The organism is Corynebacterium sp. L4757, assembly GCF_043673995.1.
Taxonomy (GTDB): domain Bacteria; phylum Actinomycetota; class Actinomycetes; order Mycobacteriales; family Mycobacteriaceae; genus Corynebacterium.
In genome coordinates this window covers 294045-306986 of record NZ_JBIMEN010000001.1, presented here as the reverse complement: position 1 = coordinate 306986, position 12942 = coordinate 294045, and the positions used below count along the sequence as shown (strand labels likewise).

The following is a 12942-nucleotide window of genomic DNA, read 5'->3' as shown; positions in this document are numbered from 1 at the left end:
TTTGTGAAGATCTCGACGGGCAAATTCGGAGTAATGGGCAGTTGACCATGTGTTTAGGCAATGTTCGCGAAGCGTTCGAATTATTTTCGCCTACTACTTATTGTTGGCAAAGTATCCCCCGATGTTGCCCCCGTCACGCCCTGTTCTCAATACGAACAGCTCGTTTTGTTTGTCTCCTGCGCATGGTTAGGTGCTTATGCGCGTGGCCACTACAATATCCACACGTGGAAACCATGCGCGAAACCCCAATGACAGACTCCCAACGCACTTATGAAGTGCGCACTTTTGGCTGCCAGATGAACGTTCATGACTCCGAACGAATCTCGGGCCTTTTGGAAGAAGCGGGCTATGTTGCGGCCCCGGCTGAAGCTGAACCCGACCTGGTGGTATTTAACACCTGTGCGGTCCGTGAGAATGCTGATAAGCGCCTCTACGGCTCACTCGGTGCTCTGAAGAAGACGAAAGAAAATCACCCGGGAATGCAGATTGCCGTTGGTGGTTGTTTGGCGCAAAAAGATAAAGACACGGTCATTTCCAATGCGCCGTGGGTGGATGCTGTCTTTGGTACTCACAACATGGCAGCGCTGCCAGCTTTGTTGGAGCGTGCGCGCCACAATGAAGAAGCCCAGATTGAAATCGTGGACTCCCTCGAGGCATTCCCATCGGTGTTGCCCGCGAGACGTGAATCTGCGTATGCCGGCTGGGTGTCCATCTCAGTGGGCTGCAATAACACGTGTACGTTCTGTATTGTTCCTTCGCTGCGTGGCAAGGAAGAAGACCGCCGTCCTGGCGATATTTTGGCTGAGGTCAAAGCGCTGGTGGACCAAGGCGTTACTGAAGTAACCCTGCTGGGACAAAACGTGAACTCTTATGGCGTGAATTTCGCTGACCCAGATATGCCGCGCGATAAGTTTGCATTCTCCAAGCTCTTGCGTGCGGTCGGAGAAATTGAAGGCTTAGAGCGACTCCGCTTTACTTCACCGCATCCAGCGGAATTTACTTCTGATGTGATTGAGGCGATGGCGGAAACCCCCGCAGTTTGCCCGCAATTGCATATGCCGCTGCAGTCCGGCTCGGATAAGGTGCTCAAAGATATGCGCCGCTCTTACCGTACGAAGAAGTTCATGGCGATCTTGGATGAAGTGCGTGAAAAGATGCCGTATGCGGCTATCACCACCGATGTCATCGTTGGGTTCCCAGGTGAGACCGAAGAGGATTTCCAGGGCACCATGGATATCGTGCGTCGAGCACGCTTTACCGCGGCTTATACCTTCCAATACTCACCACGTCCTGGAACCCCGGCTGCCACCATGGATAACCAAGTGCCAAAGGACGTGGTGCAGGATCGCTTTGAGCGCCTCGTTGCCCTCCAAGATCAGATTGCGGCAGAAGATAACGCACAACTGGTCGGTACCGATGTGGAATTGCTCGTGCAAGAAGCAGGCCGCAAGAGCGATAAGACGCACCGCATGACCGGCCGTGCCCGAGATGGCCGCTTGGTGCATTTCGATCCACAGAAGGGTGGCCAGGACATCTCATCTGAGATTCGTCCGGGTGATGTTGTGCACACCACCATTACAGACGGTGGTTCCTTCTTCCTGATTGCTGATGCCGGTGTCACCGAGCACCGCCGCACCAAGGCAGGCGACATGTCCGCTGCTGGTCAAACCCCAACGACTGCACCCATTGGTGTTGGATTGGGATTGCCGCAAATCGGCAAGCCTGCTCAAGCGGAAGCCCCAGCGCCGAGCTGCGGACTCTAAGTACAACGAAAACGCGAGTAGGGTAGTTAACTGTGTCTGAACAGCCAATAAATCCCATTCAAGCTGAGCGTAAGATTGCTCAGAAAATGGACTTGAGAAATCAAGTCATCCCACTCGCACTGGCGGTGGTGTTGTATGTGGCATGGCTAATCCTGCCGCATTCAGCGGGGATCCGTGGTTATGAAATCATCACTTTCTCCGCGACCGCACGTGAGTCGATGTCGATTGCGGAATTCGTCTTCGCCATTTTGATAACTTTGGGTGTGGGCGTATTTACCACGTTGGTACTGATTACCCGCAAGGCTGTATTTGGCCTGATTGGCTGGATGCTCGTCACGGTTGGATTTGCATACTCGCTCTTTATGATTTGGATGCGCGGTGCGCGTGCCGATGGCGCAGAGGTCGGCATGTGGCTGGGAATTGCCGCGGTAACGATTGCGACATTTTCTTTTGCGCTTGTTGCACTGCGCCGCAGCCCAGAGCAGATGGCGGCCGAAAAGCAGGCGCGCCAAGAAGCCTCCAAGCTCGATACCATTGGCCAAGCACAAATGGATATCCGCCAGGAATCTGCGCCAGAGGTGAATCCGCTGCTGGTTGATGACCGCCGCGCACGCGCTGCACAGCGGCATCGGGATACTCAGCAGGGCAAGGACTAAAGCTTGAGCTCCCAGGCCTCTGACTGGGAGATTCCGCGGGCCCCGAGGGAGCCATAGATTCGGTTCATGGCTTCATCAGCGACGCCGATGGAGGTATAGGTTCTGTCCACCTCAGGCCAGTGCTCACGCAGTGAAGTCAACGCTAGGAGCTTGATTTTAGACGCTAAGTGCTGCCTTCTTTTATCCCGTGCGGTGACGGTCATGGTCCACTCGGCGACTTCCGGGTCAGATCCAGCATGCCGGCCCAGCTCAGTCAAAGAGACCACGCGTCTGGCTTCGACAAAGGCGATGATTAACGTGTGCGCACCCCGCGACCGCAGCCTTCCATGAGCCTGCGCTAGGCGCTCACGGTTCCACAGGATCGGCTCTACTGACAGATCGCCGGTTATTGAATCCTCAGAAGCGATCGTCAAAAGGTCTAGAACGTCATCGATGTACTCATCGGGGATGTCATAGTCAGGCCAGACATGCGCGCTCATTCCAGCTGGAACCAATAATGTTGCGGGTTCCTGCGGGACCTCAACTAAGATTTGACGCTCCGCATGCCGGATTTCAAAATCCACCTGGGCATAAGAAGCAGAGAAAGGGTCGGAAAAAGCATCGGTCTCATCTGAGTGCAATGAGCCTGTTTGCACAGTACTTCGCCCCAACTTGCGGGCAATGTCGAGTCCGTGTTGAACCAGCTGGTCAGCAATAAAACGGGCATCTGTCTCCAGTGGCTCGCCGGGCAGTGGCAAGAAGTTTACGTCCAGCACGAAATCAACATCTGCCGTCTGCTTTTCCTCCAGCAGCGGGATACTGATGTGGATAAAGCCCACATAATCCAAATCGGGGCAATCACCGGTAGACGGAACCTGCGGTAAGCCCAATGAAGAAGCCTCGCCCAAAGGTGCTGTGCCTTGAATGAGTGCGAAGATATAGGTCTCTGACTCATTGGAGCCGCGTAGGCGATGAACCACGCGCTCCGGTGATGCTGATGCAGCCGGGTCACCACTGGCCTCCTGTGCATAAAGATTAGCCATGAACACAAAAGTGCGCACGGCATCAGAGGGCGCAGGAACTAAACCCTCCCTCGCGTCTGAGTGTTGCTCAGAGGCGAGGGAGGGAAAGCGTGGTGGCGCAAACTGCACGAGGTGCAGATTATCCAATGTGAAAACTACTTATCTTCGATAGCGGCTTCGGCGGTCTGTGCCCACTCAGCCCACTGAGCTGCCTGTGCACGCAGCTCCTCAGCCTTCTTGGTCTTGCCCTTTGCTTCAGCTGCATCTGCCTGAGCATTGAAGTCATCGACCTTGACCTTGAACTGGTTAACGCGGTCTTGGGCTGCAGGATCATTGCGGCGCCAGCTCGATTCTTCTGCATCAGCAACGCGCTTTTCCAACGCGCCGATCTTTTCTTCATACTGACGGACCTGGTCGCGGGGAACAAAGCCAATCTCTTCCCACTTATCTTGGAGCTCTCGGAGCTTCGCTTTTGCGCCATCAATGTTCTTGGAAGGATCGATGACTGAGTCATACTCAGCAATCAATGCATCTTTAGCCTTTGCATTAGCGGCAAACTCTTGGTCCCGTTCACTATTGACCGCATCACGCGCAGCAAAGAAGTGATCCTGGGCAGCACGGAACGCGGCCCACAGCTTATCGTCCACCTCGCGTGGAGCGCGGCCCGCTGCCTTCCACTCGGTCATCAAATCTCGGTAGGCACGTGCTGTCTCACCCCAATCAGTGGAGTCCTGCAACGCCTCTGCGCGTTCAACGAGCTCTTCCTTCTTCTTACGCGCAGCTGCACGGCCACGGTCGAGCTCAGCAAAGTGAGCGCCACGGCGGCGGTTGAAAGCATCACGGGCGCGGGAGTAGCGCTTCCACAGACCATCATCGGTCTTGCGGTCAATGCCCTTAATCTGCTTCCACTCATTCAAGATTTCACGAATGCGGTCGCCGGCATTCTTCCAATCGGTGGAGTTCTCAGCCAGGTCTTCGGCTTCCGCAGCCAGCTTTTCCTTGGCAGCGATGGCTTCCTCCCGCCGGCGCGCCTTATCAGCAGCGGCCTGTTCACCAGCCTTCACAGAGTGTTCGGCGATGGCATCCAGGCGCTTATCCAGAGCATCCAGGTCACCCACCACGGCGGCAGTGGGAAGGGTGGCTTTGAGCTCTGCAGCGGACTTCTTGATGGACTCAGCTTCTTCAGGATGTGCCTTCAGGCGTGCTTCCAAAAGCTCCACCTCAGTTGCCAAGTCATCAAAGCGCGCACCAAAGTGCGCCAAGCCTTCCTCGGGAGTCCCTGCCTGCCAGCTTCCGACCTCACGTTCACCATCGGCGGTGGTGACAAAGACCGTGCCATTTTCATCAACACGACCCCACTTCTTGGGATCAGATTGCGGTGGCTTATTCATCACAACCACTGCCGGCTTTGCTGCATTCGCATTGGGCTTTGCGCCTGGACGTGGGCCTGGCTTTGGCATGTTGGCAGGGGATGGGGTGGAGGTTGCCATGAGTAAATTCCGTCCTTAAGTTTAAGGGCTGTGCCGCGCGACACGGCTGCCGAGAAGATATAAAGAACCCGCATACCGGTTGCAGGTACGCGTGTACTTGATACACATTACCGTTATCACAGCGTGTATGTCAGGGTTAAAGGCACTAATATCATCGCGCCAGCTTAGGATGGAGGACATAATGAACAATATTGTCTTTATCCCCGGCTCACCCGCCCTCGTCGAAGAACTTGCTGCAGCAGATGATGCATCACAGCAGCTGCTTGTGGCATCCAGAGGAGTCATCGCTGACGCATTGGCAGAAAAACCGCGGCCAATTCATATTGTGTCCTCACGTGATAAGCGGTGGTATACAGCGCACGAGGGCTCTTTCAAAGCTTGGGGTGCTGGCCACGTCAATGTTGGGCAAGGGCATTATCTACCGGAGTTGATTGCGCGATATGTCATTGATGGCAAGGCGGAAGTAACGCAGTGTCGCGATGAGATTCGGAATCTTGATCCAGAAGCGCTGACCGTGGTGGTCTTGGATGGCACAGCGGGTTTGACAGCCCGTGCGCCGTTGGCATTGGTTGATGGGGCAACGTTAGCTCATCAGTGGTGTGAGCAGGTATTGCGAGGAGAAGAAGGCGATATGCCTGTGCTTGCCGATGCCGGGGTGATCGAGCCCGACTTGTGGCTGCAAATAGCGCAGCTGGCACCGAAACGCGCCACGCTGATTGCTTCAGATTCCGCTCTCGGAGTCGGACGTTACGTGGCAACGTGGGAGGTAGAGTAGATGGAAGACATCAGGCCAATCGTGGTGGTGGGACCTACCGCCTCCGGAAAATCTGCGCTGTCCTTGGAATTAGCTCATCACTTCGGCGGGGAAGTGGTGAATGTGGACTCCATGCAGCTCTATCGGGGAATGGATATTGGCACAGCCAAGCTCAGCGTGGAAGAACGCCAGGGCATTGTGCACCACCAATTAGATGTCTGGGATATTACGGAGACGGCATCGGTCGCGCGTTATCAAGAAGATGCGGTAGCAGACGTGGAAGAAATCATGTCTCGTGGCATACGCCCCATCATCGTGGGCGGTTCCATGCTTTATGTTCAATCCCTCGTGGATGCCTGGTCATTTCCTCCTACCGATCCGCAGGTTCGCGCGCGCTATGAGGTGCAACTGCGGGAGATCGGGGTGGACGCGATGCATGACAAGTTGGCTGACATTGATCCGCAAGCAGCGGCGATCATTGAGGATAGAGATCCTCGCCGGACCGTTCGGGCACTCGAGGTAATCGAATTGACCGGCAAACCATTCCAGGCATCCCAACCGCCTAAAGACGCACCACCCCGGTGGAATGCCATTTTGCTGGGGTTGGAAACCAACCCAGAGTGGCTGAACCCGCGCATCGAAAAGCGTACTCAGCTCATGTTTGAACAAGGATTCATCGAAGAGGTTGAAGACCTCGTTAGTCAAGGCCTGGTGCGTGACTCAACGGCTGGACGAGCAATCGGGTATGCCCAGGTGCTGCAAGCCATGGACGGTGAACTTGCGTGGGATGAGGTAGAGGAGCGGACCGTCATCGGCACGCGCCGGTATGTACGCCGCCAACGTTCCTGGTTCCACCGTGATAAACGCATCCACTGGATTGACGCCACACAGCCGACCCTGCCGCAGGCACTAGACGTGATTGCTTTACAGTGATCTAATCTGGGGATCTAATCAAGGTGATCTAAGATAAAAAGCATGTCTACTATTTCATCTGGATCACTACCTTTTGCCAAAGGTCATGGCACCGAGAATGATTTCATCATTGTCAATGACTTCGAGGGTCAGCTTGACCTTGACGCCGAGCGCGTTGCGGCCTTGTGCGACCGTCACGCAGGTGTCGGTGCGGATGGACTTCTGCGCGTGATCCGGGCACAAGCGCTGGTGGATAATGGTGAAATTGAGGCCCTAGCTGAAGGGATCGCGCCGACAGACTGGTTCATGGACTACCGCAATGCTGATGGCTCCATCGCAGAGATGTGCGGTAATGGCACACGCGTCTTTGCGCACTGGGTTGCAGCACAAGGATTGGTGCCCTGTCCACAAGATGATGAAGAACTATCTTTCACCGTGGGTACCCGTGCGGGTGCAAAGCCGGTCATTGTGCATTCTTATGATTCCCGCCATGCTGAGGTCAGCGTGGAAATGGGCCAGCCTGAGGTGATGGGTCTTTCCACCGCAAATATGGCAGGTCAGTCCTATGCTGGACTCGGTGTGGACATGGGTAACCCGCACTTGGCAGCAACGATTCCGGGGCTGAGCGCGGAAGGCTTAAACGAGCTGCAACTGGAGTTGCCGGAATATGACCCAGAGTTTTTCCCACACGGTCTGAACCTGGAAGTAGTCACGCCTTTGGCTGATGGTGAGGTTCACATGCGCGTCTTTGAGCGCGGCGTGGGGGAGACCCGTTCCTGTGGCACGGGTACGGTAGCAGCCGCTGTGTCAGCGTTGGCTGATGCAGGTGCAGTTACTGGCTCCGTCAAGGTACATGTGCCGGGTGGTCAAGTAACCGTTGAGGTGCGCGAAGACGGTTCCACTTTGCGTGGTCCATCTGAGATTGTGGCAACGGGACTAGCAGCTCACTAACTAGCTTTGCCCTCATCATTGCGCTTGTAATGAGGTCCCAGCGCAAGTGCTGAACGGCGTGCGCTGAGCCAAGATTCTTTGAGCTCGAGCGCGCGCTGATCAGTAATGACCAAAAGCTTTTCAAATTCGCTGGTCTCCATATTGGAATCCAAACGGGCATCGAGCCGGCGCAGAAAGCGTTTCGCGGTAGAGAGCTGATAGTGAAAATGCTCGATTGCCTCATCCCCGCACTCCGCATCCAATAGAGCTGGGCGGTGCAACGTGCGATCGGCGATATCGGTGGCATCAGAAGAGAGCGCAAATTGCTCAAATTCATCTACGACATCTTGAATATCATCACTGGACAGCGAGATTGATGCTTTCAGGGTTTTCTGCTCGGATGCATCCGGGCGTGAATGGAGCATGAAAACCGCCAGCGGGATAATGATCAAAGAGATCAGCAGTCCGGGGAGCTTGAGAACACTAAGCAGCACAAGTAGCGCAACCACGATGGCGATGGTGCCAAAGATGGTGCGCTGACGATGTGAGAATTTAGCTGGCTCCGGCTGCATGATTAGTGCCCGCCGCAACCGCCGGAACCGCAAGAACAGCCGCCACCGGAGCCGCAGCCGCCCGACATTGGGGTCAAAACATTGGCGGTCATCAGTGCCGTACCAGCCAAGACGGCGTCTTTAGCAGGCAACTCGCCAAAGGTTGCCGGCAAGCACAGGTCGAAGGGGAACGCACCATCGAGAACGATGTGCATGAATTTCTTGCCCGAGAGCTGATTGTGGCGCCACTCAGATTCCAACACGCGTGCGGCAAAGCGCGCGCCTGGTGTTGGGGTAGCTGCACCATTACCGGAGTTAATGACCTCTGCGCCATCAGATTCGAAGAGGGCAGGGTAGGAGCCTTCCTCGGACTCGAATGCCTCAGCGGACTCATAAGCCTTTACAGCCAATCCCATGGCGGTGATGCCGATTTGCTGCCACTGTTGCTCTTCTACCTCTGCCAGCAACGGGCCCTGTGCCAAGTTGGCTGTGATTTCCGCGATGGTGTCACCATTCGGGGTGATGATATTGAGGTAGCTCAAGACATCATTGACCATGGAAACGTGCGCAAAAGCCTGCGTGATGCCATCAAAACCGATGTAGGTAGAAAATGGCTCCACTGCCAAGATATTCAGCTGCGCGCCGGAGGCATCATTGAACTGAATGAGCTGGCCACCGCGGATTTCGCCGGTGACGGTGAGCTGGTTGGTGGCAATTGCTTGTTCCACAACGTCTTGCCAGCGCTCAAAATCAAAACCGAGCGCCTGCATCTCTGAGTGGGTCTGGGCGGTAGTCATGACATCAATTCTAGTCCGTAACCGATGGTTTCGAAAATACTTCTGTGTCTTTTACCTGTGATTTCTAGCCAAGAGCAGGTCACTCGTGCGATACTGGGAAGACAATGACAGATTTTTCTCAAGGATTTAACACTGATAAAGAGCGCGAGGACCTTTTGACGCGTGCTTTTTCTGACAATATTCCGCAGCCCGCTGCCAGCGAGCGCGATGAAGATCTCACACTAGGTGAGCTCGAGCTAGCGGAGCGTAACGCATTTAGGCGCGTTACCCGCTATACCGAAATCCGTGCCGAAGATACGACTGATGGCTATGAGGTTGAGTACCGAAAGCTGCGTCTGGAACAAGTTGTTTTGGTCGGAGTCTGGACTGAAGGCAGCGCTGCCGAGGTCGAAGCCACCATGGGTGAGCTCGCGGCATTAACGGAGACCGCCGGCGCAGAAATCGTGGAAATGCTCTACCAGAAGCGTGATAAGCCGGATTCCGGAACGTTTATTGGCTCGGGCAAAGTCAAAGAACTCAAGCAAATCATTGATGCCACAGGCGCTGATACCGTGATTTGTGATGGTGAGCTGAACCCAGGCCAGTTGTCTGCTCTGGAGCGGGAGCTTAACACCAAGGTAATTGACCGCACCATGCTGATTTTGGATATCTTTGCGCAGCACGCGAAGTCCAAAGAAGGTAAGGCGCAAGTTTCACTCGCGCAGCTGGAATACCTGTACACGCACACTCGTGGTTGGGGTGGCAACCTGTCGCGTCAGGCTGGTGGTCGCGCTGGCTCCAACGGTGGTGTGGGCTTGCGTGGTCCTGGTGAAACCAAGATTGAGTCTGACCGTCGCCGTATTCGTACGGAGATGGCACGTCTGCGCAAGGAATTAAGGGGCATGCGCACAGCGCGCGACGTCAAACGCGCGAGCCGTCAGCGTTCCACTATCCCGCAGATTGCGATTGCTGGTTATACCAACGCTGGTAAGTCTTCGCTGATTAATGCACTGACTGGTGCGGGCGTGCTGGTGGAGGATGCTCTATTCGCCACGTTGGATCCCACCACTCGTAAGGGCTCATTAGCCGATGGTCGCAATGTTGTCTTGACAGATACCGTTGGTTTCGTGCGCCATTTGCCCACCCAGCTGGTTGAAGCGTTTAAGTCCACGCTGGAGGAAGTCTTTAATGCTGATTTAATGCTGCATGTGGTTGATGGTTCGGATCCTTTCCCGCTGAAACAGATTGAGGCGGTTAACAAGGTCATCTATGACATCGCGCAAGAAACCAATGAGACACCACCACCAGAAATCATCGTGATCAATAAGATTGATGCCGCAGATGAGTTGTCGCTGGCAGAGATCCGCCACGTCCTTGACCGTGACAATGTGGTCTACGTGTCCGCGCACACGGGCGAAGGAATCTCCGAGCTAACTGCACGCATTGAGCTCTTTTTGAATTCGCTTGATTCTCGCGTCCAGCTGTTGGTGCCTTTTACCCGCGGTGATGTCATCGCGCGTGTGCATGATTTAGGAACGGTGCTGGAAGAGTCTTATCTTGCCGAGGGCACTTTCGTTGATGTGCGCCTGCCTTCGCAGATTGCGGGTGAACTGGAAGAATTCGCGATTACCGAGGAACAGGTCAAAGAGATTCAGACCAAGGCTTCTTCAGACCCGGATGCTGACCGAAGCGCCTGAAGTTGAGCGCGACTCAGGAATTTTTTAAGTAATTTCTAGCTTATAGTTAGGCGAAAAGCGGGAAATAGACAATAATGAGATTTCGTGAGTTCACTAATTGGCTGGAAGCTGCACGGAGACGGTAAGAAGATTCAACCAGGAGCGGTTGTTGCTCCTGAAGAGCGCTTGAATTGGCCGCGCACCATCGGTATCGGTATGCAGCACGTTGTGGCGATGTTTGGCGCAACGCTGCTCGTGCCAACCCTGACCGGATTTCCGGTCAATACGACGTTGCTATTTTCAGGTATCGGCACAATCCTCTTCCTGCTGATTACCCGAAACCGTCTGCCGTCCTATCTGGGTTCCTCTTTCGCATTCATCGCGCCACTGGCGGCGTCCCAGCAATATGGTATTGCCGCGCAGGCTGGATCCATTCTGGTTACGGGCGTGACCTTGATGCTCATCGGCATGGTGGTCAAGATGGCTGGCAGTAAGGTTGTGGATGCGGTGATGCCACCCGCCGTAACTGGCGCTATTGTGGCGCTGATCGGCCTGAACCTAGCACCCACTGCTGCCGCCAATTTTGAGACGCAGCCGCTCGTTGCTGCTGTAACTCTGCTGGTGATTGCGCTGTGCACCATCGGTGGTCGGGGCATGGTCTCTCGCTTGGGCATCCTCATCGGTGTTATTGTCGGTTGGGCTTTTGCAGCATTGACCGGCAACCTCAGCGAGGGCGCAGCTGAAACCATTGCGGATGCGGCATGGATTGGTCTGCCGCAATTCCATGCACCGGAATTCCAGTTCTCTGCCATTGCTGTCGCGTTGCCGGTCTTGGTTGTCTTAGTGGCAGAAAATATCGGCCACGTAAAGGCAGTTAGTGAAATGACCAAGCGTGATCTTGATGATCTAGCCGGTGATGCGCTGGTGGCAGATGGTTTGGCCACCACGTTGGCCGGTGGCTTCGGTGGTTCTGCAACGACTACTTATGCTGAAAATATTGGCGTGATGGCCGCAACCCGTGTGTATTCAACCGCTGCGTACTGGGTGGCGGCGATTACCGCCATTGCATTGGCATTCATCCCGAAATTTGGCGCGCTGATTTTCACCATCCCTTCAGGTGTCCTGGGCGGTGCAACGCTGGTGCTCTATGGCCTCATTGGCATGCTGGGCATCCGTATCTGGATGGACAATAATGTCAACTTCAATACCCCAGTTAACCTCACCTGTGCTGCGGTGGCCTTGGTCGCCGGTATCGGCAACCTGACCTTGACTATCTTTGGCGTCCAGCTCGAAGGTATCGCCTGGGGCTCAGTCGGCATTATCATTGCATACCCGCTGCTGAAGGCACTGTATAGCAGCATCGGTGAGGGAAAGAACGCTAAGTACTAAAACCAGGCGGTGGTAGGGTGAGCGCTATAGTGCCCATCTTTTATAGGAGTTGCCACAACCATGGCTATTGAAACCACTACCATTCCCGCACACTGTGCACTCGGTATCCGCAAGGAAGTTGCACTCAATGCTGTCTCGGACTTCATCAGGCCATCCTATGGCGTGCTGGAGCAGGTCTTTGACAAGGCGGGCGCCAAAATCGGTGCGTGCCGTTCTTATACCTTCTCCATCTCCCCAGACGAGATTGATATTGCTGCTGCCTTCGTCATCGCTGATGATGAACTAGCAAGTATTCGCACTTCGCTCGAATCCGCAGAGAGCTTAGAACCAGCGGTGTTCGGGGACGTTGATATTTTTGAATTTGAAGAGGGAACCGCCGCGGTATCTATTCACCATGGCAGTTATAACAAGCTCGGTGAATCCTGGGATAGCTTCGGACAAGAACTTGCGATGGCTGGGATGAGAGTTCGCGAACCCACCTTTGAGGAATACGTAGTGATGGGTGACGGTGAATCAACGGCCAATGCCGTGACCGATTTATATTGGTACCTTGCCTGATTCTTACCCGGCTGGCGTTTCGCATGGCAACTGTAAGGAGCTAGGAAGCGAGAGCCATCAAATAAAAAGGGAGGTCGAACCGCTAACGGTTCGACCTCCTAGGCGTTATTAAACGGCCTTAATTATGCGTCCAGGTCCTGTTCAATCAGGCCTGCAATCTTCTCAACGGCATCAGCGTTGTCGGAAGTAACGGTAACTTCATCGCCCTGCTCTGCGCCGAGAGCCATAATCATCAAAGAGGAAGCTGCGTCAGTCTCATCGTCGTCTTCTTCACCAGCTAGAGCCAGGAAGATGTCCTCATCATATTCAGCTGCTGCGTCAGCGATGATGGATGCTGGACGAGCGTGGAGTCCAACGGAAGAGCCGACCTTAACAGTCTTAGAAGCCATAATTAAATAAATCCTTTCCAGAATTAAAATGTCTTATACCAGTGTAAAGATGAAGTTCTTACTGTGCCACGTAAGGCAGAAAGCTTAAGTGTTTTCT

The 12942-nt window shown here is 54.5% G+C and carries 13 protein-coding genes; 8 read left to right on the top strand and 5 right to left on the bottom strand.

Translation table 11 applies throughout. The annotated features are described in order from the left end of the window. The first annotated feature begins 233 nt into the window (after positions 1 to 233). Both miaB and ACG98I_RS01375 read left to right on the top strand, forming a co-directional pair. Positions 234 to 1763 (top strand): tRNA (N6-isopentenyl adenosine(37)-C2)-methylthiotransferase MiaB, encoded by a 1530-nt coding sequence (gene miaB, locus ACG98I_RS01380; RefSeq protein ID WP_394718053.1) that lies wholly within the window; start codon positions 234 to 236, stop codon positions 1761 to 1763. Between the two features lie 32 nt (positions 1764 to 1795). Continuing rightward, positions 1796 to 2419: a hypothetical protein gene (locus tag ACG98I_RS01375; protein WP_394717741.1), complete on the top strand. Its 624-nt coding sequence runs from the start codon at positions 1796 to 1798 to the stop codon at positions 2417 to 2419. Here ACG98I_RS01375 and ACG98I_RS01370 read toward each other — a convergent pair. Further along, positions 2416 to 3441 carry a GNAT family acetyltransferase gene (locus ACG98I_RS01370; RefSeq protein ID WP_394717740.1) on the bottom strand — a complete coding sequence of 342 codons (1026 nt, stop codon included), beginning with the start codon at positions 3439 to 3441 and terminating at the stop codon, positions 2416 to 2418. The genes ACG98I_RS01375 and ACG98I_RS01370 overlap by 4 nt on opposite strands. Positions 3442 to 3575: 134 nt before the next feature. After that, entirely contained in the window at positions 3576 to 4910 is a 1335-nt protein-coding gene (locus ACG98I_RS01365; RefSeq protein WP_394717739.1) for a DUF349 domain-containing protein, read from the bottom strand. A 181-nt stretch (positions 4911 to 5091) separates the two neighbouring features. Here ACG98I_RS01365 and ACG98I_RS01360 point away from each other — a divergent pair, with 181 nt between their 5' ends. From ACG98I_RS01360 to dapF, 3 genes are read left to right on the top strand one after another with little or no spacing between them, the layout of a single operon-like run. Next, a complete protein-coding gene (locus ACG98I_RS01360; RefSeq protein ID WP_394717738.1) occupies positions 5092 to 5685 on the top strand; it encodes a hypothetical protein in 594 nt (197 codons plus the stop codon). Next, a complete protein-coding gene (miaA, locus tag ACG98I_RS01355) occupies positions 5686 to 6597 on the top strand; it encodes a tRNA (adenosine(37)-N6)-dimethylallyltransferase MiaA (protein WP_394717737.1) in 912 nt (303 codons plus the stop codon). A 42-nt stretch (positions 6598 to 6639) separates the two neighbouring features. Then, positions 6640 to 7527: a diaminopimelate epimerase gene (gene dapF / locus ACG98I_RS01350; RefSeq protein WP_394717736.1), complete on the top strand. Its 888-nt coding sequence runs from the start codon at positions 6640 to 6642 to the stop codon at positions 7525 to 7527. Here dapF and ACG98I_RS01345 read toward each other — a convergent pair. Beyond that, a complete protein-coding gene (locus ACG98I_RS01345) occupies positions 7524 to 8078 on the bottom strand; it encodes a hypothetical protein (protein ID WP_394717735.1) in 555 nt (184 codons plus the stop codon). The genes dapF and ACG98I_RS01345 overlap by 4 nt on opposite strands. A gap of 2 nt (positions 8079 to 8080) precedes the next feature. Next, positions 8081 to 8854 carry a hypothetical protein gene (locus tag ACG98I_RS01340; RefSeq protein ID WP_394717734.1) on the bottom strand — a complete coding sequence of 258 codons (774 nt, stop codon included), beginning with the start codon at positions 8852 to 8854 and terminating at the stop codon, positions 8081 to 8083. Between the two features lie 104 nt (positions 8855 to 8958). On the opposite strand from ACG98I_RS01340, the gene hflX reads away from it, so the two are divergent. From hflX to ACG98I_RS01325, 3 genes are all read left to right on the top strand, one after another. Beyond that, positions 8959 to 10530 (top strand): GTPase HflX, encoded by a 1572-nt coding sequence (hflX, locus tag ACG98I_RS01335; protein WP_394717733.1) that lies wholly within the window; start codon positions 8959 to 8961, stop codon positions 10528 to 10530. An 84-nt stretch (positions 10531 to 10614) separates the two neighbouring features. Further along, a complete protein-coding gene (locus ACG98I_RS01330; protein WP_394717732.1) occupies positions 10615 to 11898 on the top strand; it encodes a uracil-xanthine permease family protein in 1284 nt (427 codons plus the stop codon). Positions 11899 to 11958: 60 nt separating this feature from the next. Further along, positions 11959 to 12456, top strand: a complete 498-nt coding sequence (locus ACG98I_RS01325; protein ID WP_394717731.1) for a GyrI-like domain-containing protein — start codon at positions 11959 to 11961, stop codon at positions 12454 to 12456. 122 nt (positions 12457 to 12578) lie between these two features. Here ACG98I_RS01325 and ACG98I_RS01320 read toward each other — a convergent pair whose 3' ends face one another. After that, entirely contained in the window at positions 12579 to 12845 is a 267-nt protein-coding gene (locus ACG98I_RS01320) for an HPr family phosphocarrier protein (protein WP_394717730.1), read from the bottom strand. Between the last annotated feature and the right edge of the window lie 97 nt (positions 12846 to 12942).

What these genes read in the sequence shown, in the direction of transcription:
- miaB (WP_394718053.1), top strand. Translation starts at nt 234, where the DNA reads ATGCGCGAAACCCCAATGACAGACTCCCAACGCACTTATGAAGTGCGC.
- ACG98I_RS01370 (WP_394717740.1), bottom strand. Translation starts at nt 3,441, where the DNA reads ATGGCTAATCTTTATGCACAGGAGGCCAGTGGTGACCCGGCTGCATCA.
- ACG98I_RS01365 (WP_394717739.1), bottom strand. Translation starts at nt 4,910, where the DNA reads ATGGCAACCTCCACCCCATCCCCTGCCAACATGCCAAAGCCAGGCCCA.
- ACG98I_RS01360 (WP_394717738.1), top strand. Translation starts at nt 5,092, where the DNA reads ATGAACAATATTGTCTTTATCCCCGGCTCACCCGCCCTCGTCGAAGAA.
- miaA (WP_394717737.1), top strand. Translation starts at nt 5,686, where the DNA reads ATGGAAGACATCAGGCCAATCGTGGTGGTGGGACCTACCGCCTCCGGA.
- dapF (WP_394717736.1), top strand. Translation starts at nt 6,640, where the DNA reads ATGTCTACTATTTCATCTGGATCACTACCTTTTGCCAAAGGTCATGGC.
- ACG98I_RS01345 (WP_394717735.1), bottom strand. Translation starts at nt 8,078, where the DNA reads ATGCAGCCGGAGCCAGCTAAATTCTCACATCGTCAGCGCACCATCTTT.
- ACG98I_RS01340 (WP_394717734.1), bottom strand. Translation starts at nt 8,854, where the DNA reads ATGACTACCGCCCAGACCCACTCAGAGATGCAGGCGCTCGGTTTTGAT.
- hflX (WP_394717733.1), top strand. Translation starts at nt 8,959, where the DNA reads ATGACAGATTTTTCTCAAGGATTTAACACTGATAAAGAGCGCGAGGAC.
- ACG98I_RS01325 (WP_394717731.1), top strand. Translation starts at nt 11,959, where the DNA reads ATGGCTATTGAAACCACTACCATTCCCGCACACTGTGCACTCGGTATC.
- ACG98I_RS01320 (WP_394717730.1), bottom strand. Translation starts at nt 12,845, where the DNA reads ATGGCTTCTAAGACTGTTAAGGTCGGCTCTTCCGTTGGACTCCACGCT.